Here is a 25,135-nt window from a genome sequence, read left to right on the forward strand (position 1 = left end):
CCTTGATCCGTTCCCATTGATCATCCCGAAGAACATCGCAATCCATCACTGACCTCCAAAAGTCAGTGTTGAATCTGATTTGCCGGAATTTTGGAATCCCAAAACCTTAAATCGTCACTACGACCTAACGGCTCACTGTGCTTCCTTGGCTTTGCCGGCGATATCCTGATCGATACGCTGATAGGCCTCATCAAGGGTGAGTTCGCCCGCCATGACCTGGCTGATGCGGCTGACGAGCGCGCCATAATAGGTGTCGGACCACTTCCAGCCTGCAAGCTTCACAGCTTCGGGCGCAGTCGTCGAGGACACCTTGATGAAAGTGTCCAGCGCGTCCTTCACCAGTTGGCTGTCGGTCTTGAAATCAAGACCGTTGGCAATGACTTCCTTGTTGGCCGGCAGGAACAATGTCCGCTCGGCGAACTCCTTGGCGACAGGCGTGGAGGCAAGATAATCCATCACCTTGGCCACGTCCTTGGGGTTCTTGGTCGCCTTCATGGCAACAAGGCCAGCGCCACCGGGCATACCGGTGCAGGCAGCGGGACCGCAGGGGCTGCCGGTTGCAACCCAGTCGAAGCCGTCATCGATCTTGGTCATGAAATTCGGGATCTGCCAGGAACCGGCGTAGTAGAACGCCACCTGCGCGTTGATGAAATCGTCGGCGGCCGGACGATAGGTCGTGCCGGCGGCCGAAACCCAGACATCCTTTTCGGCGATGCCGTCCTTCGTCCAGCCAACCAGATCCGAGATGAACATCTTGGCGCCATCGTCGAGCGGCGCCGGCATGCCGTCCGCGCCGATATAGTTGGCGCCGTAGGAGATCATCGGACCGGTGATGCGGTGACCGGAACGGTCGATCGCGACGGGATAGGGAATTTGCTGGCTGTCGGCTACTTTCTTGGCCGCCATCACCCAGTCTTGCCAGGTCGCGCCCTCGCCCGGCAGCTCGACACCGGCCTGTTCGAACAGCGTCTTGTTGGCAAAACCGCCGGTCAGCGTCATTTGTGTCATGAAGCCCGGAATGACGTCGGAACCATCGGGACGCATCCAGTCGAGCGTGTCGCCGTAGTTCTTCTTCCAGACATCGGCATCCTTCAGATAGGGCGTCATGTCCAGCCAGTACTGCGAAAGCGACTTCAGATTGGTGACACGGGCGATATCAGGACCGTGGCCAGCGGCAAGCTGCACGGGCAACTGCTCCTTGATGGTCGAATAGGCCACTTCATCGATGGTGACGTGAATATCCGGATTTTCCTTCTCGAAGCGGCTGATCAGGTCTTTCAGGACCTCGCCCTCGACACCATCCGAATACCACATGATACGCACGTCGCCGGCAAAGGCTGCCGTTGTCGAAAGCAGCGCCAGACCAGCCGCCGCTAGAATTATCTTGCTCCTCATCATCGTCTCCTCCTTCGATGGACGGTCAATCCGTCAGTTGCAATGGGTGATGGCCTCCATCCCAAGCCACCGCCGCATTTTCTAGCCCCCCGAGCCGATCGGCCCTGGCGGAAGCTTTGTCGCGTTGCCTTCAATACCCCACTGACCTGGATCGACCAGCCGCCCTTCGGCAGCGGTACGGCCGTCCGCATGGAAAGTGACCGGACCGTAGTCCGGGTCGTTGATGACAAGCGCGTCGTTCTCGCCCGGCACGAGCGCGAGACCGGCGAAACGGGCGGCAAACGCCTCTTCGGATCCATCCCGGCCGGCATCGCCAAGCCGGATGATCCAGATGCCCCTGCGCCCCGGCAGCCGCATCTCATTGCCCGCCGTCGGTCCCTCGCCGACGCGTTCGAGCCGCGCGCTGCCTTTCAGCAGCACCAGACCGTTTCCGGACCGCGCCACTGCGGTCTCGCCAGTCACCACTGAGGCGTCGAACACCTGCCGCGGGAACCAGGCATGGGTGAAATCCGGCTGTTCCGGCGCGCATTCGAAGATCATCACCGCCAGGCCGCGATAGTGCCAAAGGCGCGGCAGGCTGCCGGACCCGCCCCAATAGGATGGGCGACCATAGCCGGAATGGATCGTCTCGCCGGGATGATTGATCCAGATTTGCGCATCGGGATTGTCGCCAAGCCGGATGTGCAGAACCGTTTCCTGATAGCCCCACTCGTTCCAGCGGTAATGCGCCGCCGTGCCGATCGAATAGGCTTGCGTCTTGTAATGATAGAGCCGTGCGACGCGGTCCTGCCCTTGGGCGAAGCACCATTCCTGGGCTTCGCTCTCCTGCCAATCGGCAATGGCGGTGAGATCCGCTGGAATCTCGAGGCCGTGGTCGCGCAGGCAAAGCGCCATCTGCGGCAGGGCATGAACGCGCCGTCCGTAATTGCCTTTCCCCCAGATGAGGCGAGAAATGCCGGAGAGCTCCAGCGAGCCGGCGGCGCGCAGCGTGTGTTCATAGGAGCGCCCCTGCGCCCCGGTCAGGATGCCATGATGGGCCGAGCGGGCGATGATCGTGACCAACCGCCGGACCGCCTTGTGGGCGCGCTCGCGGACATCGGCATCGGGGGCCAGGGCGAAGAGCGCCGTCAGCCCCTTGAGATCGATCGGGAAATAAGGCGCGGAATTGAATTCGGCCATCTCCCATTTCTCGAAATGATCGAGCCATGCGCAGACGCGGGCAAGGCCGATCGCAGACTGCTCGCGGCCAAGCCGCCCGGAACGCTTGAACCGGGCTTTCGGCAAAAGCGCGCCCGCAAGATAGGCGGCGGTGTGGAAAAGCAGCGCATGGTTTTCGGAGAAGTACCACTGCACGTCATTGCCCGGCTCATCCATCCAGTAGCGGTAGCTGAGAATCGCTTCGTCGATCTCAGCAACCACCTCCGGCGCGATATTTGCACCATAAGCGGTCCGGCACCAGAGAAGCGGCACCAGCGCGAAGTCTGCGCAATCGTGGCAATCGATAATCGCCGGCAGCGTATCGGCGATCATTCGGTCCGTTTCCGGCCCGAAACGACCGGAACCGAGGCGGGCGAGCGCCGTCACATTGTCCGGCTCGCCATATCTGGAGATTTCGTCGAGGGTTTCCCGGACGCGGCCTGCGAGATCGCCGGCGGCCTGGCCCTGCCGTTCAGCGTGGCAGATCTCCACACCGAAGACGCGCGATGCGGTAAATCCACCGAGGGAAACAGCCACATGAAAATGCCTGAAATCGGATGAAAGCGCCTCGGTTTCACCCACGATCAAACGGGTTACACCGGCCTTCAGGCCGCGTTCGATTTTCACAGGGTCTTCGCGGGACATGAAATCGCCGGCAATCGTGATCACCGCCGCGGCATCGACGGAAAGTGCTGCTGATGTCATCAGCGCCACCTCGCCGGACCGGTAGACCGGCCGTTCGAAATGCATCTTGTCGAGGGCGGCTTCGATCTCTCCGGCCACATCAGCCTGAACCGGCACCGGCAGTGCCTGCTCGGCCGCAGGCCCGCAGACATAATCCATCTGGAAGAAGTAGCGGGCGTCGCGCTCGGCGAGATCGTCGAAGAAGATCGCAATCTCGTTTTCACCGGCCTGAAGCGCGACGGAGAACGCCTGCCTGGCTTCAAGGTTGCGCACATAATCCGCCATCCAGCCGACTTCCGCGCCATTGACGAAAAGCACCGCGCCGCCGCAAGTCCCGAGCCGCAGCGTGGCGGAGCCCGCCTGTTTCACCGCGATCGTCGTCCGGGCCCAGGTGCCGATCACGGTCGGGCGGAACCAGAAACTGGAGAGATCGACGCGCGGCGAGCCGAAAGGCAGCCAGAAGCGGGAAAGCTCGAAGGCGCCCACGACATTCGGACGCTTGCCGCGCCGCTCGGCGGCGAAGGCCGTGCGGCAGGGATATTCGTGCGGAATGAAGTTCTTGTGCTTGGTCATGAAGAAGAAGGGATCCATTTCCCCCTTCATCGGCTGGTCCGGCACATCGTAGCGCGCTTCGGCGGTGGCGCCGAGCTGCCAATAGGTCACCGGCATGCCTTCGCCAAGCGGGCGGCGGAGGTAATCCATCTTTGCAGTCGAGGTCACAGCCATGTTCATTTCAGGTCCGCCACAGGAACCGGGTCAAATTCGGTATAGGCCTGGTTTTCGCCGGTCATGCCCCAGACAAAGGCATAGGGGCCGGTACCGGCGCCCATATGAATCGACCAGGCCGGGGAGATGACGACATCCCCATTTGCCACGATGAGATTGCGTGTTTCGTCCGGCCGGCCCATCAGATGGATCACCCGGTCGGCCTCGGCGAGGTCGAAATAGCAATAGGCTTCCATGCGCCGCTCATGCAGGTGCGGCGGCATGGTGTTCCAGATGCTGCCGGGTGCAAGATCGGTGATCCCCATCAACAGGAGGCATGACGGGGCGACCTCGGGATGGATGTACATTCTCAAGCGCCGCTTGTTCGACCGTCTGTCTTCGCCGAGATCGAGCGGCTTGGCTTCGTCCCTGGTGATCAGACGGTGCGCGATATCGCGGCCCGCCGGCACGGAATTCATGTAGAAGCGGGCAGGATTGGCCGGATCGTCGCTTGCAAGCGTGACCTGCTCCGCACCCCGGCCGACATAGAGGATATCGCGATTGGCGAGAGCGAATTCCTGCCCGTCGACGATGATCCTGCCTGCATCGCCGAGATTGGCGATCCCCATCTCGCGGGCGGTGAAGAACAGCGGCGTGCCGACATCAGCGCCATCGCCGAAAATGAGCGGCGTTTGCGCCGGGCAGGCTGCGCCGACGACCATGCGGTCGACATGGGTATAGGCGAACTCGATATTACCGGGCGCAAAGAGGCCTTCGATGAGGAATTCAGCCCTCAGCCTCTTCGTGTCGAATGACGGAATGTCGTTCGGAGAGACGCCATAGAGAACGCGCATCGTCATGCCGCCACCTCCGCTTCCGCGCCCGTGTGCTTCAATCCTTCGGTGAGGCAGAGGATCGCCAGCGCCTGGCCGTAGCCGGTCGGCTGGATCGGGATATCCCTATAGAACTGCAGATCGTGGCCCATGCGCGTACCATAGGACACATTCGCGACGGTCCCCGTCTCGTCGATATTGGCCAGCAACACGTCAAGCGCCCGCAAACCGGCCTCACGGCAGCCCGCCGGGCCGAGCCCAAGCCGGGCAGCCTTCAATAGTCCGTAGCCGAAGCCGGCGGTCGCGGAAATTTCTTCGTAGGAAGACGGATCGTCGAGCAGCGTGTGCCAGGCGCCGGATGGGGCCTGCAGCTTCAAGAGCGCATCGATCTGCGTCTCCAGAACGCCGAGCAGGAAGGTGCGGATCGGAACCGGAATATCGGCAAGCTCGATCAGGTCGAGAATGCCGAGCGTGATCCAGCAATTGCCGCGCCCCCAGAGCGCCTGGGCGAAATTGTGCCGGCCATCGAACGTCCACCCATGGAACCACAGGCCGGACTTCGTGTCGGCGAGATAGCGAGTGTGCAGGAGGAACTGACGGCAGGCTTCATCGACGAGTTCCCGCCGGCCGCTTGCCTGGCCGTAGGATGCAAGGAACAGTCCGACCATGACGAGTGTGTCGTCCCACAATTCGCGGTCGTTGATCTTGTCTGAAACGATGTGCGGCAGACCGCCCTCCGGCGTGCGCGGCATGTCCGTCAAGATCCGGTCGGCCCATTTATCCATGATTTCGGCCCAGCGCGGATCGCGGGTCTCGCGCCACAAAAGCGAAAGGGCGAGCATCGGCGCCGTGGTATTGATGTTGAGCGCCGGCAGGCCTTCGGAAATGCGATCGGCGTACCAGTTTTCCACCAGCGCTTTCAGCGCTTCATCGCCCGTCTGCCGCCACAGCCGTACCAGACCATAGAGCCCGATGCCTTGCGGCCATTCCCAGGAATTGAAACTGATATAGTCGCCGGGCGTCCCGTCCAGATTGGGTTCGTCATACCGCCCGTCGTGACGCAAATTCGTCATACCCGCGACAAGCGGCTTCAAGCGTTCGCGCAAAGCGCGGCCGTCTGGCACCATTTCGCATTTCCTCCCAACTCTCGCCGTCATGAGATCGCTGGAGAGCTCCTCATGACGATTTGAAATCGGTGACACATGAAAATTAGTTGCGCAATCTGAAAATTTTTTGCAGCTTCCTTCATCTGCAATCAGAAGAGGAACGAGTGTGCGCGCATGATCGGTAAACGGGGCAAACCGAGCCGCAAGGTCAGGCTGGAGGATATCGCGGCGCGCTGCGGCGTTTCGCTGAGCACCGCGTCGCGCGCGCTTGCGGGTGAAAAAGGGGTGAGGCCGGAGATCCGCGCCCAAGTCGCCGAAATGGCCAAGGCGCTCAACTATTCCGTCCCTTCCGCAATTGCCGGCAAGAAGATCATCCTGGCGGCAAGCAGCGTCGCCATGATCGATTATGTCCGCAATCAGTTCACCGCACAGGTTCTCGAGGGTTTGCATCAGCGGGCCGAAACACTGGGCGTCCGGATCGTCACCCAACCCATGTCGAGCGGAACGCATGACATTGCCGTGCTGCAGGAGGCGCTGGATGACGACGATGTCGCCGGCTTCCTGTTTCTCACCCTTGACGACGAGGATGTACTGGCACTGACCCGGGATTTCGGCAAGCCGGTGGTGCTGGTCAATGGCGACGATCCCCTGATGCGGCTTTCGAGCGTCACGCCCTGCAACCGATCCGCCGCGCGCATGGCAACGGAATATCTGCAAAGGCTCGGACACGAGCGCATCCTGTTCCTCATGCGCCGCGGCCGGCGGACCATCGAGCGGCGATTCGAAGGCTGGAGGGATGCGATGCTGAGCCGCAACGCCGTGGATATCGATCAGCTGGTGATGGAAGTCGGGGACTGGCTGCCCGAACTTGCAGCCGAGACCCTCGGCAAACGCATCGCCGAACGCGGTCTCGATTTCACGGCCGTTCTGACGGCAGGCGAGAGCCTTGCCGCCGGCGCGATTCTCGGCCTGCAGAAGGCCGGCTATAGCGTGCCGCAGGATGTTTCCGTCATGGGTATGGACGACCTGCCCCAGGCCGCGTTCTACAATCCGCCGCTGACGTCGATCCACATACCGATGCGCGATATCGGCGCCACGGCGCTCGACCTTCTGCTCGACAACGTCGGCAGCCTTACTGCCGGTCGGGCACGACGCATCGAACTGGCTTGCCACATTGTCGAACGGCAATCCACGGCCGCGGCCAGACCGGGCGAGGCGCGCGGCGTATAAGCGCCCGTGCCTGCCGGAACTTAACTGCGGCGGATAGGCCATCAGACCACCCTATAGCTCACGGCGGAAAGATCGACCGCCTTGCCGGTCGCCGCGGACTGCTGTGCGGCCAGCCCCATGGCGACTGCCCACCAGCCATCATCCAGACTGACCTCAACCGATTGGCCGCCATTGGCCGCCCGCTGGAAACGCTGGTGCTGGTAGAAAGTCGAACCATTATGGTCGCCGGCGGCGAGAAGCTGCGGATCGACCGGGATTTCCACCATCTTCGGGCCTTTCGGATCACGTGGCGAGACCACCACCCGGGCGACAGGCGGCGCGCCCAGGTGGTCCGGCCAGAATCGGCCCGGACCCGGCACATGGCATTCGATCTTGCCGAGCGGACCGACGGCGGAAATTTCCTCCTGATAGCGAGAGCCCTCGGCAAACATGCACAGTTCCAGCATGGCGCGGGCGCCGGAGGCGAAATCGACGATCACATAGGCATTGTCCCAGATATCGGAGTGCTCTCCCCCGTAGACCTCTTCCAGATGGTTCACGTCCTGACCGCCTGACGCCATCACCCGCACCGGATCGGATTTGAGGATGTGACGCATCAGGTCGAAGAAGTGGCAGCATTTCTCGACCAGCGTGCCGCCGGTATTGCTGTTGAAGCGGTTCCAGTCGCCGACCTTTTCGAGGAACGGAAAGCGATGCTCGCGGATCGTCAGCATACGGATACCACCGGTGGCGGCCTCCGCCTCTTCGACCAGCCTGGCGACCGGCGGCATGTAGCGGTACTCCATCGCCACCCAGATCGGCGCGGGATAGGCGACGCGCAAGGCGGCAAGACGCGGCGCATCCTCGGGCGCGGTGAACAACGGTTTCTCGACCAGGACCGGCAGCGGACGGATGAAGGCGATCTCTTCGAGCTGGCGCAGATGCAGATAGTTGGGGCTGGCGATCAGCAGGCAGTTGACCGCCTCCACCGCCAGTAGCTCGGCAACCGAACCGGTTATGACCGCCTTTGGCGCCATAGCGGATGCAGTCGCCCGCATGGCCGGATCCGGCTCGAAGATCGCCGCGACGCCTGCATTCTCCAGAAGCGCAATGTTGCGCAAATGCTCCTGCCCCATCATTCCACAACCGATAATGCCATAGTTCAGCTTGGGCATGTTTCTTCCTATTTCAGGCGGGCGACGTAGCGGGCGATCTCAGGATCGAACCAGGTGAGCGAGACTTCCGCCCGCGCGCCATCCTGCGCCTGGCTGACGCGGCTGACCAGCGGCGCCGGAGCACCCGCCGGCATGGCAAAGACGCCGGGCCTCCAGTCCGGAATGGCGCCGAGCCCGACCTGATCCTCCGCCCGGACGATCCAGAGCCCGAGCTTCTGCCGGTAGAAAAGGTAGAGGGATTCCGAGAGATCATCCTTTGTGATTACATCGGCATAGCTGCCATCGAGCCAGATTTCTTCGAGCGCCGCCGGCTTGCCGGACAGGAAACGTATGCGCCGGATGCGATACGCCTCAGCCGAACTGCCGAATTTTGGCAGGTGCTCCGGTTTTTCCAGACGCGAAACCTCCAGCACCTCCGCCGTCGGCAGGCCACCGCCCTCGACCAGTTCGAGCCGGAACATTGCATAGACGCTGTTGGGGTCACTGATGGCGCGGACGTAATTGCCCGAGCCCTGCACACGCTCGAGAAGGCCCCTCGCCTGCAGCTCGGCAAGCGCCTTTCTCAGCGTTCCGACCGCCACGCCAAGTTGCTGGGCCATGTCCCGCTCGGGCGGCAGGCGTTCGCCATCGATGAGCCGGTTGGCCGCGATATCGCGTACCAGAAGCTCGGCGAGTTGAATGTAAATCGGCAGGCTGCCGGGGGGCTGATCCATCGCCTGACACGTCCTCCCAAACGCCGGACCGAAAATTGATACATCATTGATTTACACAGAACTTGATGATACGCAAGAAAAAACCGCGAGGTTCGGGAGGAGCTTTCATGACAATCGTACCCGTCACATCCGCAGATCTCGACGCAGCAGAAATGTCATGGTTTTCAGCGCTTTGCTCGGATGACTATGCATATCTCGGCGTGCCGGACGGGCGCCTGCGCTCGAGCTTCGAACACTGTTCCTCGATTGCCAGGAAGGCGGAATCCCTTGGTTTCCGCAACATCCTCTGCCCGTCGTCCTATCAGGTCGGCCAGGACACGCTTTCCTTCGTCGCCGGCTGCGCACCGCTGACCGACAGCATCAATTTTCTGGCCGCCATCCGCTGCGGCGAAATGCAGCCGATCATGCTGGCGCGCACGATCGCCACCCTCGATCACATGTTGAAGGGTCGGCTGACACTGAACGTCATCAGCTCCGACTTTCCGGGCGAAACCGCCGACAGCGCCTTCCGCTACAGGCGCAGCCATGAGGTGGTGGAAATCCTCCGTCAGGCCTGGACGCGCGACACGATCGACTTTGAAGGCGAGGTCTACAATTTCAAGGGTGTGTCCACCGATCCGGCCAGACCCTACCAGCACAATGGCGGACCGCTTCTCTATTTCGGCGGCTATTCGCCGGACGCCCTGGAACTCTGCGGCGCGCAATGCGACGTCTACCTGATGTGGCCGGAGCCCAAGGAACAGATCGCGGAGAGGATGAAGGCGGCCAACGAACGCGCCGCCGCCCACGGCCGCACGCTGGACTACGGCCTGCGCGTCCACATGATCGTCCGCGATACGGAGAAAGAAGCGCGCGAATATGCCGAGCACCTGGTCTCCAGGCTGGACGACGAATACGGCAAGCTGATCCGCGACCGGGCACATGATTCGATATCGCTCGGCGTGTCGCACCAGGCCCGCGCCCGTGAACTTGCCGACAAGTTCGGCTATGTCGAACCGCATTTGTGGACGGGCATCGGACGGGCCCGCTCCGGCTGCGGCGCAGCCCTCGTCGGCTCCACCGACCAGATCCTGTCCGAGCTGGAGACCTATCGCAAAATGGGCATCCGCGCCTTCATCCTCTCCGGCTATCCGCATCTTGACGAAGCTGAACATTTCGGCACCAAGGTCCTGCCGCAGTTGAAGACCTGTTCTCTGCCGCATGCACATGGACGCGTCCCGGCCGAAACGCCGGCAACGCCGCTTGGAAACGGAGTACGCCGCTAATGGAACGCATCGACCTTGCCCCCGGGCTGAATTTCAGCCGCCTCGTTTGTGGCATGTGGAGGCTGGCAGACGGTGATGACACCTCCCCCGCATCGGTCCAGGCCAAGGTGGAAGCCTGCCTCCAACAGGGCATCACCACCATGGACCACGCCGACATTTACGGCGGCTATGCGGTCGAAGGCCTTTTCGGTGCAATGCTGAAGACAGCGCCTTCACTGCGTGATCGGATCGAGATCATCACCAAATGCGATATCGTTGCACCCGTCGGACGCTACGCATCGGCACGGGTCAAGCACTACGACACGACCGCCGCGCACATAATCGCATCCGTCGAAACCTCGCTTGAGGAAATGGCGATAGACCATATCGACCTCTTGCTGATCCATCGCCCTGATCCACTCATGAACCCGGACGAAACCGGCTCGGCGCTCGATGCGCTGGTCAAATCCGGCAAGGTCAGAAGTGTCGGCGTTTCCAATTTCCGGCCATGGGACTTCTCGCTGCTGCAATCCTCCATGGAAGAGACGCTGGTCACCAACCAGATCGAGATGAGCCTGATTGCGCCGCAGGCCTTTACGAATGGCGATCTTGCCTTCTTGCAAGAGCGCATGATCGCGCCGATGGCCTGGTCTCCGCTCGGCGGCGGCTCATTGTTCGACGGTTCGCGACCGGAACTTGTGGCGGCGCTGAAGCGGATCGGCAAGGAACAGAATGTGGACGAAACGGCGGTTGCCATCGCCTGGCTGCTGCGTCACCCGGCCCGGATCCTGCCGGTCGTCGGTACGAACAATCTCGACCGAATCGTCCGGATCGGTGATGCGGCGAAAATCGAACTTGACCGGCAGGCTTGGTTCGAACTCTACACTCTGGCAATCGGAAAAGAGGTGCCCTGATGACGGTTGCAGGCAATCTGTCATCCCATGGCGAACATGTATTCGTGCCGGATGCAACGAACGCCCGCACATTCCGCAATGCGCTTGGCAGTTTCACGACCGGCGTCACCGTCGTGACGGCGAGGGGACCGGGCGGGCCGACCGGCATGACGGTCAACAGCTTCGCCTCGGTTTCGCTCGATCCGCCGCTGGTCCTCTGGTCGCCGGCCAAGCGTTCGGCAAGGCACGGCATTTACACAAAGGCCGAGCATTACGTGATCCACGTGCTGAGTGCCGACCAGGACGCGCTGAGTGTCCGCTTCACGCGCGGCGGGGGCGGCTTTGACGGGCTTTCCTGGTACGTGAACGAGGAAGGCGCGCCGATCATTCCAGGTACGCTGGCCCGGTTCGAATGCATACGCTCGATGCTGCACGATGCCGGCGATCATACAATCATCATCGGCAAGGTCCTGCGGGCCGCACACCGCGAGGGAGATCCCTTGTGCTTTTCGCGCGGCAGCTTCGGGCGCTTTGCGCATAAGGCCTGAGGGCAGCGCAAACTCCATAGATGTAGCGGCTTGAGATCATCCGCGCTCGGACGCGAGATCATCGCGGCTTTTGGGTCAGATAGCTTGATCTACGGATTGTCAACTACGGTGCTGCCGTTTGCGAACTGGACATCCTATGATCTTAGCCGATTTGCTGGGCTCAACTAACATCGAAATACAAACCGATTGTAAGCGTATACTACAGATTTCCTTTACATATGACATGAATAATCATCTGACATTTATAGTCTCAAGATGATGCAGAGTACTTAAACGATGCGGCTTGCTTTCCCACTTCTAGCAATTTCCGGCCTTTTTGTGTCTCTCGCGGCAATTCCCGCAGATGCGGCGAGTTTTAACTGCGCAAAAGCAAGCACGCCCGACGAGCGCGCCATTTGCGCAGATGCTGGCCTTTCCCTGGAAGATGAAAAACTGGCCGGTCTTTATAGCAAGTTGGAGCAACTCCTGAATGGCACGAGGCGGCAGAAATTGGCTGCAAGTCAACACGAATGGCTACAGGTGCGCGCAAAGTGTCACGATGACTTCGTCTGTCTTGTGTCCGCATATGACCATCGGACAAAACAGCTCCGGAACCTTCTTGCCGAACCCAATACAGCTGCTCTGGACTTGTTCAGGCGGACCGGCCAATGCAAGAGCTGCAATCTTTCGGGGGTCGATTTGAGCGGCATCGAACCGGCGGCACATGCAGATGGCGGGAAGCTGCAATGTACCATCGATGCTGTCGCCAACGGCGTTTTTGACGGCGCGCGCATCGACCACGCCAATTTCGTCAGCTGCAACACGAAGTATCAATCCGCGCTCAACACCATGACTTGGGACGGAGCCAGCCTGAAAGGTACGGATTTCACCGGAGCCAATCTGGGAGGAAATTCGTTCAAAGGCACCAACCTGACCGGAGCCAATTTGAGCGGCGCAAACCTCTTTTGGGTCGATATGAGCAATGCCACATTGAGGCGAGCGAATTTAACGGGCGCGCAGAGCGGGCCGGACGCCATGAACGGCATCTGCTCCGATTTCACCAATGCCGATTTTTCGGACGCAAAGCTCGAAAAAGCCAATCTTTGTGGCAGTTTTTACAATGCAAACCTCAACGGCGCAGATTTGAGAAACGCAACGATTTTCGGTAACGTTATGGGGCTTTCGAAACGAGCGGCGGAAGCCCCTGGCGTCGAAATTGATCCCTCGACCACCGATACAAAGCCCTCTCCAGGGCGGTTCGGCGGAAAGATCGATCTGACGGGAGCGGATTTGCGGGGCGCCACCATTTTTTCCGAAACAAAGCTGACGCCCCATGGCTATGGCTTCGCCATTTTGTGCCGCACGAAAATGCCCGACGGCTCAACCTCAAATCGGAACTGCAAATAGGCTGTCCGGTACGGCGAGTGATGCTTACATCGCGGCGGCGACCTGCGATGGCACAAACTCGTTATCGCCGTAGCCGAGTTGCTCGGAATTCGCGACCAACGAGCTGGTCGCCGGTTTCTGGCTCTGGCAGGTCAAGGACGTGGCCGAGGCGGTCGAATGGGCCAAACGCTGCCCCAAACCCGATGCCCGGCCCGAGCGAGCTCGTGCGGGATTTCCATCCAAGAGGATGTGATGCAGATCCGCTAGCTGCCGCTAAAGCAAACCCTTGGCGCGCAGATGCTGTACCCCCATCCGCCTTAGCGGATGGGATTTTTTCTTGTGTTCCGGTATCTGATTATGGTGCTACGCGAGTGCTGCCTCCGGCGTCGAAGATCCGGCCGGGAACTGGAGCGTCCGGTAGCCGATCAGCGCGGTCGTCAGGGCGACAGCGGCGGCCACCACCAGAATCCAGAAGCCGTTGCGGGCGCCATAGACGTCGATCACATAGCCTGAGGCGAAGGAGCCGGTGGCCATACCGATGCCCATGCCGGTCATCACCCAGGTAATGCCCTCGGTGAGTTGCGAGGACGGCACCAGACGCTCGATCAGCCCGAAAGCGGTGATGAAGGTCGGCGAAATCGACGCGCCGGCGAGGAACATCAGGAGCGCCATGCTCCAGATACTGCCGATCAGCAAGAGCGGCAACGCGGTGAGCATTGCAACGCAGATGGCGAACAGGAACTGGCGCGACAGCGGCATGGTCAGCCGGAGCGTGCCGAACACCAGGCCGACAAGCAGCGATCCCCCGGCATAGCCGGCCAGGATGAAGCTTGCGGCCCCCTTGTGGCCCAGTTCCTCCGAAAACGCGATGACGGTGACTTCCGCCGCGCCGAACATCGTGCCGATGGCGATGAGCGTGAACGTCAGCACCTGCACCGCGCCAAGCCTGATAGCCGAGCGCCCGCCCGCAGCCTCTACCGGATGCACCGGCGGCTCCGTCGATTTCTGCGCCAAAAAGAGCGTCGTGCCGACCGCGAGGAACAGCGTTGCCAGAAGCGGTCCCGCCTCGGGGAAGACCGTGACGCTCAGCCCGATGGCGAACACGGAACCCAGCATATAGATCGCCTCGTCGAGGATGGATTCGAGGGCGAAAGCGGTGTGCAGCTTAGGCGTATCGCGATAAATCGCGGTCCAGCGCGCCCGCACCATGGCGGGCATACTGGGCATCACCCCGGCAATGAAGGCGAAGAGGAACAGCAACCAGTTCTGCCAGCCATAATGCGCGGCAAGAATGAGGCCGGTGAACCCCGCCACGGAGATTGTTGTAACGGGCGCCAGCACGCGGCTTTGGCCATAGCGATCCACCAGCCGCGATATCTGCGGCGAAACGAAAGCGTTGGTGAGCGCGAAGGTGGCGGAAACAGCGCCCGCCAGCCAGTATTCGCCATGGGTTTGCGACAGCATCGCCACCGTCCCCATGGTGACCATGGAAAGCGGCAGGCGCGCGAGGAAGCCGGTCGAGGCGAAGGCCTTGGTTCCCGGAGCCTTGAAGATTTCGCGATAGGGGTTGGACATTGACGGAGTCCTTGATTTCGGTTGGGTGCCTCTGATATACGGGACGTATGTGAATTGGGTAGATGCATACGCTGCGTATGTCAATGACAATATACGCGTCGTATGTGAAAGGATGAAGATGGCACACAAGCCCCGCAGCGAAATGATTGCCGAAACGCGCGCCAAGCTCATTGCGGCGGCGCGCGCGGCCTTCGGGACAGTCGGCTATGCGGATGCCTCGATGGATGATTTCACCGCCGCCGCCGGGCTGACGCGCGGCGCGCTCTATCATCATTTCGGAGACAAGAAGGGCTTGTTGCAGGCGGTCATCGCGCAAATCGACGCAGAGATGAATGAGCGGCTGCGGATTGTGATGCAAAAAGCCCCGACTCGCTGGCAGGGCTTTATCGATGAATCCATCGCCTATATCGAAATGGCGCTGGAGCCGGAAATCCAGCGCATCGTGCTGCGTGACGGACCGGCGGTTTTAGGCGACCCGACGTCCTGGCCGTCCCAGAACGCCTGCCTCCGCGACATGACCGAAAATCTGCGGCTTTTGGCCGAGGAAGGAACGATCGTGGCGACCGACCCGGAAGCCACGGCGCAACTCATCATTGGCGCCACGCTGAACGCCTCCCTGTGGATCGCCAAAGCACCCGACCCGGAAGTGACATCGAAGAAGGCGATACAGGCCACCAAAGCGCTGCTGGAGGGGCTTCTGGTGGCCTCCTCCTCCCCCCGTATCGAGGGGGGAAGCCCCAATATTCGGGGTATCTAGGGCGGTTATTGTTCTGATGGAAACAGCGCCAAGCGTCCTCGTCCTTCGAGGCTCCCCTTCGACAAGCTCAGGGTCACACCTCAGGATGAGGACTACTGCAGCGTTGCCGACCCTTCACCCTCATGGTGAGGTGCGACCCTGAGCCTGTCGAAGGGGAGCCTCGAACCACGAGGGTGAAGGGCTCACCGTGGTTTCGATCTAAGTATGAAAGCGTCCAAATCAGGCCCCCGTCACCCGCCAGATCACATCGCCCACATCGTCGGCGACCAAGAGCGAGCCGTCCGGGCCGATGGCCACGCCGACCGGGCGGCCGTGGGATTCGCGCTCATCCGCCGAGAGGAACCCGGTGAGGATATCGCGCGGCGGCCCGGCAGGGCGGCCCTGCTCGAACGGCACGAACACCACCCTGTAGCCGCTCAGCTTGCTGCGGTTCCAGGAGCCATGCTGGCCGATGACCATGCCATCGGGGAAGCCCGGCAAGGTGCCCGCCGGCATCCAGCACAGGCCCAGCGAGGCCGTGTGGCCGCCCAGCGCGAAATCCGGCTTGATCGCCTTGGCGACCATGGCCGGGTCTTGCGGCACGCGGTCGTCGACGATCTGCCCCCAATAGCAATAGGGCCAGCCATAGAAGCCGCCATCCTGCACCGAAGTCAGATAATCCGGCGGCGTCTCGTCGCCCAACCCGTCGCGCTCGTTGACCACCGTCCACAGCGTGCCCGTCGTTGGTTCCCACGCCGTGCCCACGGGGTTGCGCAAGCCGGAAGCGAAGATGCGGGTTTCACCGGTATCGAGGTCGAGTTCATGAATCGCCGCCCGGCCCTCTTCCACCGCCATGCCTTCATCGGCAATATTGCTGAGCGAGCCGACGCCGATATAGAGCTTCTTCCCATCGGGGCTGGCAAGCAGGCTTCGCGTCCAATGCCCGCCGGGCTTCAGGCTGTTCAGCTTTTGCCCTTCTGCGGTGATGCGGGTGTCGCCGGCCGTATAGGGGAATGCTACCACGCCATCGGTATTGCCGACATAGAATGTGTCACCAAGCAGCGTCATGCCGAAGGGCTGGTTCAGTTTGTCGAGAAACACCTGGCGCGTTTCAGCCACGCCGTCGCCATCCGCGTCACGCAACAGCGTGATGCGGTTCGGACTCACGCCGATTGCGGCGGCACGCTTCATCGTGCTGTACTGCGCATAGTCGAAAACCGACTTGATTCCACCCGGCGTGCTCAGCGCTTCGGCCGTCAATACGTCGCCATTCGGCAGGACATGGATCCAGCGCGGATGCTTCAGGCCAGCTGCGAAAGCGTTCACCTTGAGCCCCGCCGCAGCGACCGGCGTCTGTCCCTCGATCCATCCCTTCGCAGTCGGCATCTTCAGCGTTGGAATGCCCTGCGGCTTTGCGGTCGGTATAGCCGGCGCGCTGCCGAAGGCGGGCGACTTCGGATTGTCTTTGCGGTGCCGCAAGAAGATCGCCACGTTGCCGATGAGCGCCACGATGCGAGCGAAGATATCTGACAGACTCATTGGTCCCCCCTTAATCTGGATGCGCGCATCCCTATACGAAACGCCATCAGGTTGATACCGATGATGCACTATTTCAACACTTTGTCTGTTTGATAAAGGCTGGCAACCGCCCTGAAACGGATGTTGCGCGTACTCAATACCAATCGCGCGTCCGAGCAAACTAGGAAGCTGTGGTAAACAAGGCGTTACCGGAGGCGCTTGTGAGACTAAGTGTCATCAACTTAGAATTTCGATCATGGCAAGCACGCCAACGACCTGGGCGGTTTCGGGTAGCCATCGTGAAGAGGAGACCGAATTCGTTACGATATCCTACTGGGAAAGCGTTGAGGCGATGCGCGTCTTCGCCGGGAACGGGTGAGGAATTGCTCATCGAGCTTCCGAAGGAGGTACGGATTCTCCGGTTGCTCAAGAGCCATGGCATCACTGGATGGGCGCGCTATAGTTCCAAATTCCCTGACGAATGTAGAAGCCAGGCGCTTGGTACCGGCGACCTTCGAGCTGTTCCTTAGAGTCTGTCAGGACTAGCTTGAAACAGCTTCCACCTGGCCGTCATTCTCGGGCTTGTCCCGAGAATCTACCGCAGTTTGAGCTGTTCGTACGGTAATTGCTTTTCTTTTTACTTATGGCAGATTCTCGGGACAAGCCCGAGAATGACGACGAGACAAGACCCCTTGTCGTATCAACGATTCAATTAATCCATGACAGACTCTAATCCCGGGGCGGAGCCGTCGACCCGCGGACGACGAGCTCCACATCGATCTTCTCCCGCCAGGTTTCGCCGCTGTGGTCCAGGATCGCCCTCACCGCCCGGCAGCCGATTTCCGCGATAGGCTGCTGGATGGTGGTGAGCGGCGGGCTGGAGGTGGTGCTCTCCGGCACACCGTCGAAGCCGACGATCGAAACGTCACCGGGCACCGAGATCCCCCCTGCCTTGAGCCAATCCATGGCGATGAATGCGATCCGATCCGATTGCGCGAGGATCGCCGTCGGCGGCACAGGCGACGAGAAAATCTCCTCCAGCGCCGGGTGAATGGTGGCTTCGTCGCTCTGGGTTTCGAAGATCGGCACCGCCGCCGTATCGATGCCGAACGCTTCCAGCGCCTCGAAATAGCCTCTCACGCGATCGCCCGACGCCGATGTCGTCGTCGTATTCACGCGCTCCATGGCAACCTTGCCGAAGCCGCCTTCACCGGACTGCATGGCGAGAACGGCAAATCGGCGATGCCCGAGCTCCGCCAGATGCCGGGCGACCAAACGCGCGCCTTCGACATTGTCGATGCCGACCGCCGACATGGTCTCGTCCCTATGACCAAGGGTCAGCGCGACGAACGGCAACTGCCGCTCGTGCGACAAGGCGACCAGCCGCTCCGCGCCTTCGAGGCAGAAAAGGATGAAGCCGTCGACAAGCGCGCTGCGCATGTTCCACGCGAGCTCTTCCTCGTTTGCCGCCGAAACCAGCGAAATGCCCGTGCCGCTGGCGTCGCAGGCCTCGGTGATGCCCGTCATCAGGACACGAGCGAACGGATCCTCGAAAAAATAGCCGAGCGGCAGCACCGTCGCGACGCCGATGGCATTCACCTTTCCCGCACTCAACAGCCGCCCCTTGGGGTCCGGGCCGTGATAGCCGACTGATTTGGCGACTTCGATCACGCGCCGGCGGACTTCGTCCCGCACGATTTCCGGCCGGTTGAAAACATTGGAAGCAGTGCCTTTGGAAACGCCCGCCGCCCTGGCGACATCGGCCAATGTCGCTGCCTTTCCGAAGGTGATCTCTGCCATGCGTCCTCGCCGATTGACCGTTCAATCCTTGATATAGCATCGATCTTGAACCGGTTCAAATTCTGACTTGACGGGCATAATGCAAGGCGTATTATTTGAACCGGTTCAACCGGCGTCGACTTCACGAATTGAACCGGTCCAATCCTACAATCTTCGGAAGGAACCTCCAAATGACCACGACAACGGTTTCCGGAGAAATTCGCGAAGAACGCGTCAGATATGATTTTCTCGGCACCCTAAAGGCCGGTTGGCGGGCCATGCGGCGTCACCGTCAGGAACGCCGTGCGCTCGTTGCCCTTTCGCGCCTTCCCCCGCACGTCATCCGCGACATGGGTTGCGATCCGGAGCAGATATATGCGGCGCTGGATGGCAGCTGGGACGAGGTCGATCCCGGTAATTTCAGGAACCATCTGCCCAGGAAGGAACGTATTTAGGGCGACCACCAGCACCTTGCGGCTTTGCGCGGCTAGCGATTTGATCCGGTCAATCAGCAGATCAGGCGGCAGCGCCCTCTTTCCTGCTACGCGGTCAATGCCAGACGCTGCCGTATTCCCTGAGGCTTGGCGACAAGATCAGACAGGCTGAGCCGGTCAAGTTCCGCAATGAAAGACCCGAGCGCCCGCTGCAACGCAGCGGTGAGACGGCAGGCGCCGATCAGTACACACTCCGACGGCCCGTTTCCCAGACATGACACCAGGGCCATATCAGTTTCGAGCGCTTGCACGACCGCTCCCATTCGGATGTCCTCGGGCGCCTTCGCCAACATCAATCCGCCGCCGCGGCCGCGAACGGTTTTCACAAGTCCAAGACCGACCAGCGTCTGGACAACCTTCATCAGATGGTTCTTCGAAACCCTATGGCGCCTCGCGAGATCGTCGATCGTAACGAGCCGGCCGTCCATGACGGCCAGCGTCATGAGCACTCGAAGCCCGTAATCGGTATGAACCGTCAGTTTCATCAATCACTCCAAATGAGGTATTTACAATACCTCTTTTCCTACTTAATAAAAGAGGCATCTAGAATACCTTTTACGGAACGCCGATGCTCCCTCCCCGACCAGCAGAGATGTCAGAAGCACTTGTCGCAAAGCTCGTGCATAGCTTTTATGGCCGCATCCGCGAGGACGCCGTTCTAGGCCCGATTTTCGAACAACGGGTCGGCCACCGCTGGAATGAACATCTCGCCACCATGGTGGATTTCTGGTCCTCGGTCGCGCTGACGAGCGGCCGCTACAGCGGCAGACCGCATGCGGCGCATCATGGCCTTGGTCTTAAGCCGGAGCATTTCCAGCGCTGGCTGGCGCTGTTCGAAGCAACCGTGAGCGAGGTTTGCCAGGGGCAGCCCGCGGCTTTCTTTATCGATCGTGCCCAACGCATTGCCGAAAGCCTGCAGATCGGCCTGAACATCGGGCCGAATGCGTTGCACCTCCCGCCACGCGCAACTGCCGAGGGCGGAGCGAAACGTTCCTGAACCAGCCTGTGCTGGTGGCCATCGCGTCGACGCACGCCAGGGATCGGGACAGAAATAAGCGATGCCACCTTCATGACGAAGGTGTTTTCATCCTTGGTTAGAAATTTTTCGGCGACTTTATCAGGCGCATAGCCCCACCGGTCGAAACAGGTCTTGCAACATGTTATCCTCCCGCTAATCGCCCCATATTGTATGACATCGTATTAGGAGATAAAATTCGTATCAAGGTCTCTTATGAAAAAGACATCCCACAACGTACACTCGCCAAATATGGATTTGAAAAATAAGGGAATGCCGGGGATGAAAGTGGAACGAATGGCAGGTACTGGCAAGAGAGAAACACTTACAGAACAACTTGTTAAGCAGATCGCGGAGCGAATTGCCGCCGGCCGCTACAAGCGTGGAGACAAGCTTCCGACCGAACAGGAGCTCATTGCCGAGTTCAATGTCAGCCGCACCGTCGTTCGCGAGGCGATCTCCAATCTGAAGGCAAAAGGTCTCGTCCAATCGCAACAAGGTGTCGGGGTATTCATTCTTAGGGATATTTCGTTGAATGCCTTCCGCATCGAGGAAGAAAACCTCGAGCTGATGGAGGAAATCATCAGCGTCATGGAACTGCGTATCAGCATCGAACTGGAGGTCGCGGCACTTGCGGCCATTCGCCGAAGCGATGAAGATCTTCGCAAGATGAAGGCCGCACTCGACCTGATGAGTGAGGCGATACCGCGTGGAGAGAGTTCGATTCACGCCGATCTGGAGTTTCATCGAGCGATCGCCAGCGCAACAAGGAACAAGCATTTTCTCGCCATTTTCAACTATTTAGGCGAAGTTCTCATCCCGCGTGCGCGCGTTCAGACCCACAAGCTCAATGGCGCTACCCAACAGGAGTATCTTGAGCGGATCAGCCAGGAACATCAGCAGATTTTCCTCGCCATTAAAAACCAGGATCCCGACGGCGCACGCGCGGCAATGCGCCTGCATCTCGGCAGCAGCCGCGACCGGCTGCGCCTCGCCATGGAACGGTCGTCCCGAGCCGACACCGGGTAAGTGGTGGAGAAACAGCTAAGCTCACTTGTATGATGACATACGTCATGCTAGGCAGGATTGAACATAGTTTGCTCCAGAGGATATTATGGATTTACAGGCTCTCAAGCGGGCGGTCGGTTCGGGATTGCTTTCCTTTCCGGTCACACATTTCGACGAAAATCTCGATTTTGACGAAGCGCGATATCGCCGTCATATCGGATGGCTTGCAAGCTATGATGCATCGGTCCTGTTTGCCGCCGGCGGCACCGGCGAGTTCTTCTCCCTGAACCCGTCGGAAATACCTGACGTCGTCCGCGCCGCGAAAGCCTCCGCGGGAAAGACGCCGATCGTATCGGGCACCGGCTATGGTACTTCGCTGGCTATCGAAATTGCACAGGCCGCCGAAAAGGCCGGTGCCGACGGGCTATTGCTCTTGCCGCCTTATCTGATGTTTGCCGAGCAGGCGGGCCTCGTCGCGCATGTCAAAGCCGTCTGTCAGGCGGTCGGCATCGGCGTCATCGTCTATAACCGCGACAATGCCGTTTTGACGGCGGACAGCATCGCCAGGCTTTGCGACGATTGTCCCAATCTGATTGGTTTCAAGGATGGCGTGGGAGATGTCGACAAGGTGATCGAGATCACCACGAAGATCGGCGACCGGCTGGTCTATGTCGGCGGCATGCCGACCCACGAGGTCTACGCCCAGGCCTATTTTGCCGCCGGCGTCACAACCTATTCCTCCGCCGTTTTCAATTTCGTGCCGCAGCTCGCCCAGAAATTCTATCAGGCATTGCGGGCCGGAAATCAGCCCGTGGTCGATCAGATCCTGAAGGACTTCTTCTTTCCGTTCGTGGCGCTGCGCAACAGAAAGAAGGGCTACGCGGTTTCCATCATCAAGGCCGGCTTGCGGGTTCTTGGCCAGGAGCCAGGACCGGTGCGCCCGCCGCTTACCGATCTGACCGCCGACGAACTCACAATTCTCAAGCGCCTGGTCGAGGCCAATGGCGTGGCGCAGATCGCCGCCGAATAGAGCCGGAATGCGCCCAGGCCATAGTACGCCAGAAAGGCAGAAGCTGGTTTTCTGTTCAAATCCCGTACAAAAAGGATTGGAGCGGTTCCCAGCTTCCCTTTGAAGGAGCGGCTCCGATCGGCGGGGAGCGGCCATCTGCACTCCGCCACTGCAGCGTGGCTTTCCCATATTTCAGCGCGTGATGAAGCCATCATGGTCGCGAACTCAGCCTGCCGGAATTGGCCGCCATACGAGCAGACGCTTCTCCACCAGGCTTACCAGCCAATCGACGACGAGGACGAAGAACGTCAGCACGAACATGCCGGCAAAAACGCCCGTGACATCGAAAACGCTTTCCGCTTCGTGGATCAGATAACCGAGCCCGGCTGCCGATCCCAGATATTCACCGACAACAGCGCCGACGACCGCAAACCCGACCGAGGTGTGAAGCGATGAAAACATCCATGACATCGCCGAAGGCAGATAGACGTGCCGCAAGAGCTGGCGTCCGTTCATGCCAAGCATCCGGGCATTGGAAAGAACGGTGGGGCTGACTTCCTTGACGCCCTGATAGACGTTGAAGAAGACGATAAAGAACACCAGCGTCACCCCGAGCGCCACCTTGGACCATATTCCAAGTCCAAGCCAGAGCGCGAATATCGGCGCAAGGACAACGCGCGGCAAGGCATTGGCGGCTTTGACATAGGGGTCGAAAACCGCGGCGAGCAGAGGCTTGCGCGCAAACCAGAAGCCGATGATCACACCGCCCATGGAGCCGATGATGAAAGCGAGCGTCGCTTCGGTTAGCGTAATGCCGAGATGATACCAGATCGATCCGTCAATGAACCAATCGACGATCCGCTTGCCCACCGCGATTGGTTCGGCAAAGAAAAAACTGATCGTCCTGGGATCACCGAAAAGCGTGGTCGTGGAAGCGATGTGCCAGATGACCAGCACGATCAGCGCGACCGATAATTGCAGCAATAACAATATCCGCTTGTCGATCATTGCCGCTCTTCCGCCTGTCTGTAGCCCTTGAGCACTTCTTCCTTCAGCGCGTTCCAGATTTCCCGATGTATCTCCTGGAACTGCGGTTCCGATTTTATATCGGCGATATCGCGTGGACGCGGCAGGGTAATGCTGTAATCTCCGATGATCCGTGAGGATGGACCTGCCGACATGATGATGACCCGGTCGGCAAGACCGATGGCTTCATCGAGATCGTGGGTGACGAACATCACGGCTTTGCGGTCCGCCGACCACAGATCGAGGAGAAGATCCCCCATGATCAGCCTGGTCTGCGCATCCAGCGGCCCGAAAGGTTCATCCATCAAAATGATTTGCGGATCCCGGATCAGAACCTGCGCCAAGCCGACACGCTTGCGTTGACCTCCCGAAAGCATGTGCGGATAACGATCGCAGAAAGCCGACAGCCCGACTTTTTCCATCCAGAGACGCGCCTTCTCGAGCGCCTCGCGACGGGGTATGCCCGCGATCTCAAGCCCGATCGCAACATTATCGATGGATGTCTTCCAGGGCATCAGCGAATCCTGCTGGAAGAGATAGCCCGCATGACTGTTCAGCCCGGTGTGGTCCTTGCCGAATATCCTGATCCTGCCCTGTGCAGGAACAAGAAGTCCGGCGGTCGCGTTAAGCAGGGTAGACTTTCCGCAACCGGTCGGACCGACGATCGCCACGAATTCGCGATCCCTTACGCTGAGATGCGTTTGTCCAACGGCCTCATAATTTGTGCCGTCGGCCATGGGGAATGCAATCGTGATGTCCTGAAGCTCAACGGCATATGATTGCGTGCGCCCGGACCCCCCAGCCTGAAACGTCTGCTCGATCTTCATCTGGATTGTCTTATCCCTGGATGAAGCGATCATCGAAGGTAGCCGCAAGGTCGACATCGGCCTGTGCAAACTGGGGATCGAGCGTTTTCAGGGTGTTGAGCACGGACTGCATGCCTTCCATGGTCAAAACGCCATCAAGAGAATAGGTCGGCAGCGAACTCTTGACCGCCTTCAGATAAAGCGGCTTGTCGCCCAGCAGGTACTCGACCGGCACCGCGTCGGCGATCTCTTCAGGCGATGCGTCATGGATCCATTTCAGGGATTTGACGAATGCTTTGACCAGCGCCCTGGACGTATTGGGATTCTCATCGGCGAATTCCTTTTTGACATAAAGAACCGCAGCTGGATTGGAACCGCCAAACAGGGCCCGCGTCCCGGCCTCCGTACGCGTGTCGATAAGGACCTCTATGTCGCCATCGGATTCGAGTTTTGCGATGACGGGGTCGAGATGGGAAATGATATCGACCTGCCCCTGCTTGATAGCGGCAACGGCGCTGGCGCCACCGCCAATGCCGATGAGCGGCGCATCGTTGGCCTTCAATCCGGCTTTGACCATGGCGTATTGCGCGGTGAGTGCCGTCGACGACCCGGGTGCGGTGACGCCTATTTTATACCCGGCAAAGTCGGCGGACGACTTGATCTTGTCGGCCAGTTCCTTGCGAACGGCAATCACGATAGCGGGAAAGCGGCCCAGCTCGCATAAGGCCCTGATGTCCTGCCCTTTGACCTGCATGCGGATCGTGTGTTCGTAAGCGCCGGTCACGGCATCCACCGATCCGCCGATCAGGGCCTGCAAGGACTTCGAACCACCGCCAAAATCGTTGATCGCGACATCGAGACCTTCTTCCTTGAAGAAGCCGCGACGCTCGGCGATCGTCAGGGGAAGATAATAAAGAAGAGGCTTGCCGCCGACGCCCAATGTCAGGCTGGTCTTTTCAAGCGATGCGTCAGTCTGCGCCCGGGATCTTACACTCGAAGCGCCCAGCACGGAAAGTGCTGCGCCTCCCACCAGGAATTGGCGACGTTTCATATCTTTCCTCCGCTATTTTTCCGGATATTACAGAGACTTGAAGCAAAGAAT

Annotated in this window: 24 protein-coding genes and 1 pseudogene; 12 read left to right on the forward strand and 13 right to left on the reverse strand. The window is 60.0% G+C overall.

What is annotated here, in order from left to right; all coding sequences use genetic code 11:
- Nucleotides 1–132: 132 nt before the first annotated feature.
- The 4 genes from C5748_RS24295 to bglB form a co-directional block, all read right to left on the reverse strand.
- Nucleotides 133–1,398, reverse strand: coding sequence for an ABC transporter substrate-binding protein (locus C5748_RS24295; RefSeq protein WP_105745182.1), 1,266 nt, complete (start codon nt 1,396–1,398; stop codon nt 133–135).
- A 78-nt stretch (nt 1,399–1,476) separates the two neighbouring features.
- Complete coding sequence (locus C5748_RS24300) at nt 1,477–4,008, reverse strand: hypothetical protein (protein WP_425350300.1); 2,532 nt, start codon at nt 4,006–4,008, stop codon at nt 1,477–1,479.
- Nucleotides 4,005–4,841 (reverse strand): 5-dehydro-4-deoxy-D-glucuronate isomerase, encoded by an 837-nt coding sequence (gene kduI, locus C5748_RS24305; RefSeq protein WP_105745186.1) that lies wholly within the window; start codon nt 4,839–4,841, stop codon nt 4,005–4,007. Before kduI ends, C5748_RS24300 begins: the two co-directional genes overlap by 4 nt.
- Nucleotides 4,838–5,941, reverse strand: coding sequence for a beta-galactosidase BglB (gene bglB / locus C5748_RS24310; RefSeq protein ID WP_105745188.1), 1,104 nt, complete (start codon nt 5,939–5,941; stop codon nt 4,838–4,840). The genes kduI and bglB overlap by 4 nt, the downstream gene beginning before the upstream one ends.
- 153 nt (nt 5,942–6,094) lie before the next feature.
- Here bglB and C5748_RS24315 point away from each other — a divergent pair, with 153 nt between their 5' ends.
- Nucleotides 6,095–7,150 carry a LacI family DNA-binding transcriptional regulator gene (locus C5748_RS24315; protein ID WP_105745190.1) on the forward strand — a complete coding sequence of 352 codons (1,056 nt, stop codon included), beginning with the start codon at nt 6,095–6,097 and terminating at the stop codon, nt 7,148–7,150.
- A gap of 41 nt (nt 7,151–7,191) precedes the next feature.
- Here the strand turns inward: C5748_RS24315 and C5748_RS24320 are convergent, their stop codons facing one another.
- Together C5748_RS24320 and C5748_RS24325 are read right to left on the reverse strand one after the other, a co-directional pair.
- A complete protein-coding gene (locus C5748_RS24320; RefSeq protein WP_105745192.1) occupies nt 7,192–8,304 on the reverse strand; it encodes a Gfo/Idh/MocA family protein in 1,113 nt (370 codons plus the stop codon).
- A gap of 8 nt (nt 8,305–8,312) precedes the next feature.
- Nucleotides 8,313–9,017, reverse strand: coding sequence for a GntR family transcriptional regulator (locus C5748_RS24325; protein ID WP_105745194.1), 705 nt, complete (start codon nt 9,015–9,017; stop codon nt 8,313–8,315).
- A gap of 107 nt (nt 9,018–9,124) precedes the next feature.
- Here C5748_RS24325 and C5748_RS24330 point away from each other — a divergent pair, with 107 nt between their 5' ends.
- From C5748_RS24330 to C5748_RS24350, 5 genes and pseudogenes are all read left to right on the forward strand, one after another.
- Nucleotides 9,125–10,282 carry an LLM class flavin-dependent oxidoreductase gene (locus C5748_RS24330; protein ID WP_105745196.1) on the forward strand — a complete coding sequence of 386 codons (1,158 nt, stop codon included), beginning with the start codon at nt 9,125–9,127 and terminating at the stop codon, nt 10,280–10,282.
- Complete coding sequence (locus tag C5748_RS24335; RefSeq protein ID WP_105745198.1) at nt 10,282–11,175, forward strand: aldo/keto reductase; 894 nt, start codon at nt 10,282–10,284, stop codon at nt 11,173–11,175. The genes C5748_RS24330 and C5748_RS24335 overlap by 1 nt, the downstream gene beginning before the upstream one ends.
- Nucleotides 11,175–11,702: an NADH-dependent FMN reductase SmoA gene (smoA, locus tag C5748_RS24340; protein WP_105745200.1), complete on the forward strand. Its 528-nt coding sequence runs from the start codon at nt 11,175–11,177 to the stop codon at nt 11,700–11,702. The genes C5748_RS24335 and smoA overlap by 1 nt, the downstream gene beginning before the upstream one ends.
- Nucleotides 11,703–11,978: 276 nt before the next feature.
- Nucleotides 11,979–13,088: a pentapeptide repeat-containing protein gene (locus C5748_RS24345; RefSeq protein WP_105745202.1), complete on the forward strand. Its 1,110-nt coding sequence runs from the start codon at nt 11,979–11,981 to the stop codon at nt 13,086–13,088.
- A gap of 94 nt (nt 13,089–13,182) precedes the next feature.
- A pseudogene (locus tag C5748_RS24350) lies at nt 13,183–13,291 on the forward strand (YciI family protein); the annotation flags it as partial.
- 139 nt (nt 13,292–13,430) lie between these two features.
- Here the strand turns inward: C5748_RS24350 and C5748_RS24355 are convergent.
- Entirely contained in the window at nt 13,431–14,642 is a 1,212-nt protein-coding gene (locus C5748_RS24355) for an MFS transporter (RefSeq protein ID WP_105745204.1), read from the reverse strand.
- Nucleotides 14,643–14,760: 118 nt separating this feature from the next.
- On the opposite strand from C5748_RS24355, the gene C5748_RS24360 reads away from it, so the two are divergent.
- The gene (locus C5748_RS24360) at nt 14,761–15,399 is read left to right on the forward strand and encodes a TetR/AcrR family transcriptional regulator (protein ID WP_105745277.1); all 639 of its coding nucleotides are present in this window, start codon (nt 14,761–14,763) and stop codon (nt 15,397–15,399) included.
- Between the two features lie 219 nt (nt 15,400–15,618).
- Here C5748_RS24360 and C5748_RS24365 read toward each other — a convergent pair whose 3' ends face one another.
- Nucleotides 15,619–16,917 (reverse strand): PQQ-dependent sugar dehydrogenase, encoded by a 1,299-nt coding sequence (locus C5748_RS24365; protein ID WP_105745206.1) that lies wholly within the window; start codon nt 16,915–16,917, stop codon nt 15,619–15,621.
- 235 nt (nt 16,918–17,152) lie between these two features.
- On the opposite strand from C5748_RS24365, the gene C5748_RS29265 reads away from it, so the two are divergent.
- Entirely contained in the window at nt 17,153–17,275 is a 123-nt protein-coding gene (locus tag C5748_RS29265) for a hypothetical protein (RefSeq protein ID WP_280953502.1), read from the forward strand.
- A gap of 350 nt (nt 17,276–17,625) precedes the next feature.
- Here the strand turns inward: C5748_RS29265 and C5748_RS24370 are convergent, their stop codons facing one another.
- A complete protein-coding gene (locus tag C5748_RS24370) occupies nt 17,626–18,696 on the reverse strand; it encodes a LacI family DNA-binding transcriptional regulator (RefSeq protein WP_105745208.1) in 1,071 nt (356 codons plus the stop codon).
- Nucleotides 18,697–18,866: 170 nt separating this feature from the next.
- On the opposite strand from C5748_RS24370, the gene C5748_RS24375 reads away from it, so the two are divergent.
- Nucleotides 18,867–19,130: a YjiS-like domain-containing protein gene (locus C5748_RS24375; RefSeq protein WP_105745210.1), complete on the forward strand. Its 264-nt coding sequence runs from the start codon at nt 18,867–18,869 to the stop codon at nt 19,128–19,130.
- An 86-nt stretch (nt 19,131–19,216) separates the two neighbouring features.
- Here the strand turns inward: C5748_RS24375 and C5748_RS24380 are convergent, their stop codons facing one another.
- Nucleotides 19,217–19,654 carry an RrF2 family transcriptional regulator gene (locus tag C5748_RS24380; protein ID WP_105745212.1) on the reverse strand — a complete coding sequence of 146 codons (438 nt, stop codon included), beginning with the start codon at nt 19,652–19,654 and terminating at the stop codon, nt 19,217–19,219.
- A gap of 107 nt (nt 19,655–19,761) precedes the next feature.
- Here C5748_RS24380 and C5748_RS24385 point away from each other — a divergent pair, with 107 nt between their 5' ends.
- The 3 genes from C5748_RS24385 to kdgD all read left to right on the forward strand — a co-directional run bounded on the left by C5748_RS24385 (nt 19,762) and on the right by kdgD (nt 22,222).
- Entirely contained in the window at nt 19,762–20,166 is a 405-nt protein-coding gene (locus C5748_RS24385) for a group III truncated hemoglobin (RefSeq protein WP_245581953.1), read from the forward strand.
- A 234-nt stretch (nt 20,167–20,400) separates the two neighbouring features.
- The gene (locus tag C5748_RS24390; protein ID WP_245581954.1) at nt 20,401–21,213 is read left to right on the forward strand and encodes a FadR/GntR family transcriptional regulator; all 813 of its coding nucleotides are present in this window, start codon (nt 20,401–20,403) and stop codon (nt 21,211–21,213) included.
- Between the two features lie 85 nt (nt 21,214–21,298).
- Nucleotides 21,299–22,222, forward strand: a complete 924-nt coding sequence (kdgD, locus tag C5748_RS24395) for a 5-dehydro-4-deoxyglucarate dehydratase (protein WP_425350301.1) — start codon at nt 21,299–21,301, stop codon at nt 22,220–22,222.
- 204 nt (nt 22,223–22,426) lie between these two features.
- On the opposite strand, the gene C5748_RS24400 is transcribed toward kdgD, so the two are convergent.
- Genes C5748_RS24400 through C5748_RS24410 form a run of 3 tightly spaced genes read right to left on the reverse strand, consistent with a single transcriptional unit; the run spans nt 22,427 to nt 25,084 of the window.
- On the reverse strand, nt 22,427–23,206 hold the full coding sequence (locus C5748_RS24400) for an ABC transporter permease (protein WP_105745279.1): 780 nt from the start codon (nt 23,204–23,206) through the stop codon (nt 22,427–22,429).
- Nucleotides 23,206–24,054: an ABC transporter ATP-binding protein gene (locus C5748_RS24405; protein ID WP_105745218.1), complete on the reverse strand. Its 849-nt coding sequence runs from the start codon at nt 24,052–24,054 to the stop codon at nt 23,206–23,208. The genes C5748_RS24400 and C5748_RS24405 overlap by 1 nt, the downstream gene beginning before the upstream one ends.
- 10 nt (nt 24,055–24,064) lie before the next feature.
- Nucleotides 24,065–25,084: an ABC transporter substrate-binding protein gene (locus C5748_RS24410; RefSeq protein WP_105745220.1), complete on the reverse strand. Its 1,020-nt coding sequence runs from the start codon at nt 25,082–25,084 to the stop codon at nt 24,065–24,067.
- Nucleotides 25,085–25,135 lie beyond the last annotated feature (51 nt).

It is taken from the genome of Phyllobacterium phragmitis, from assembly GCF_002980495.1.
In the GTDB taxonomy this organism is placed as follows: domain Bacteria; phylum Pseudomonadota; class Alphaproteobacteria; order Rhizobiales; family Rhizobiaceae; genus Paramesorhizobium; species Paramesorhizobium phragmitis.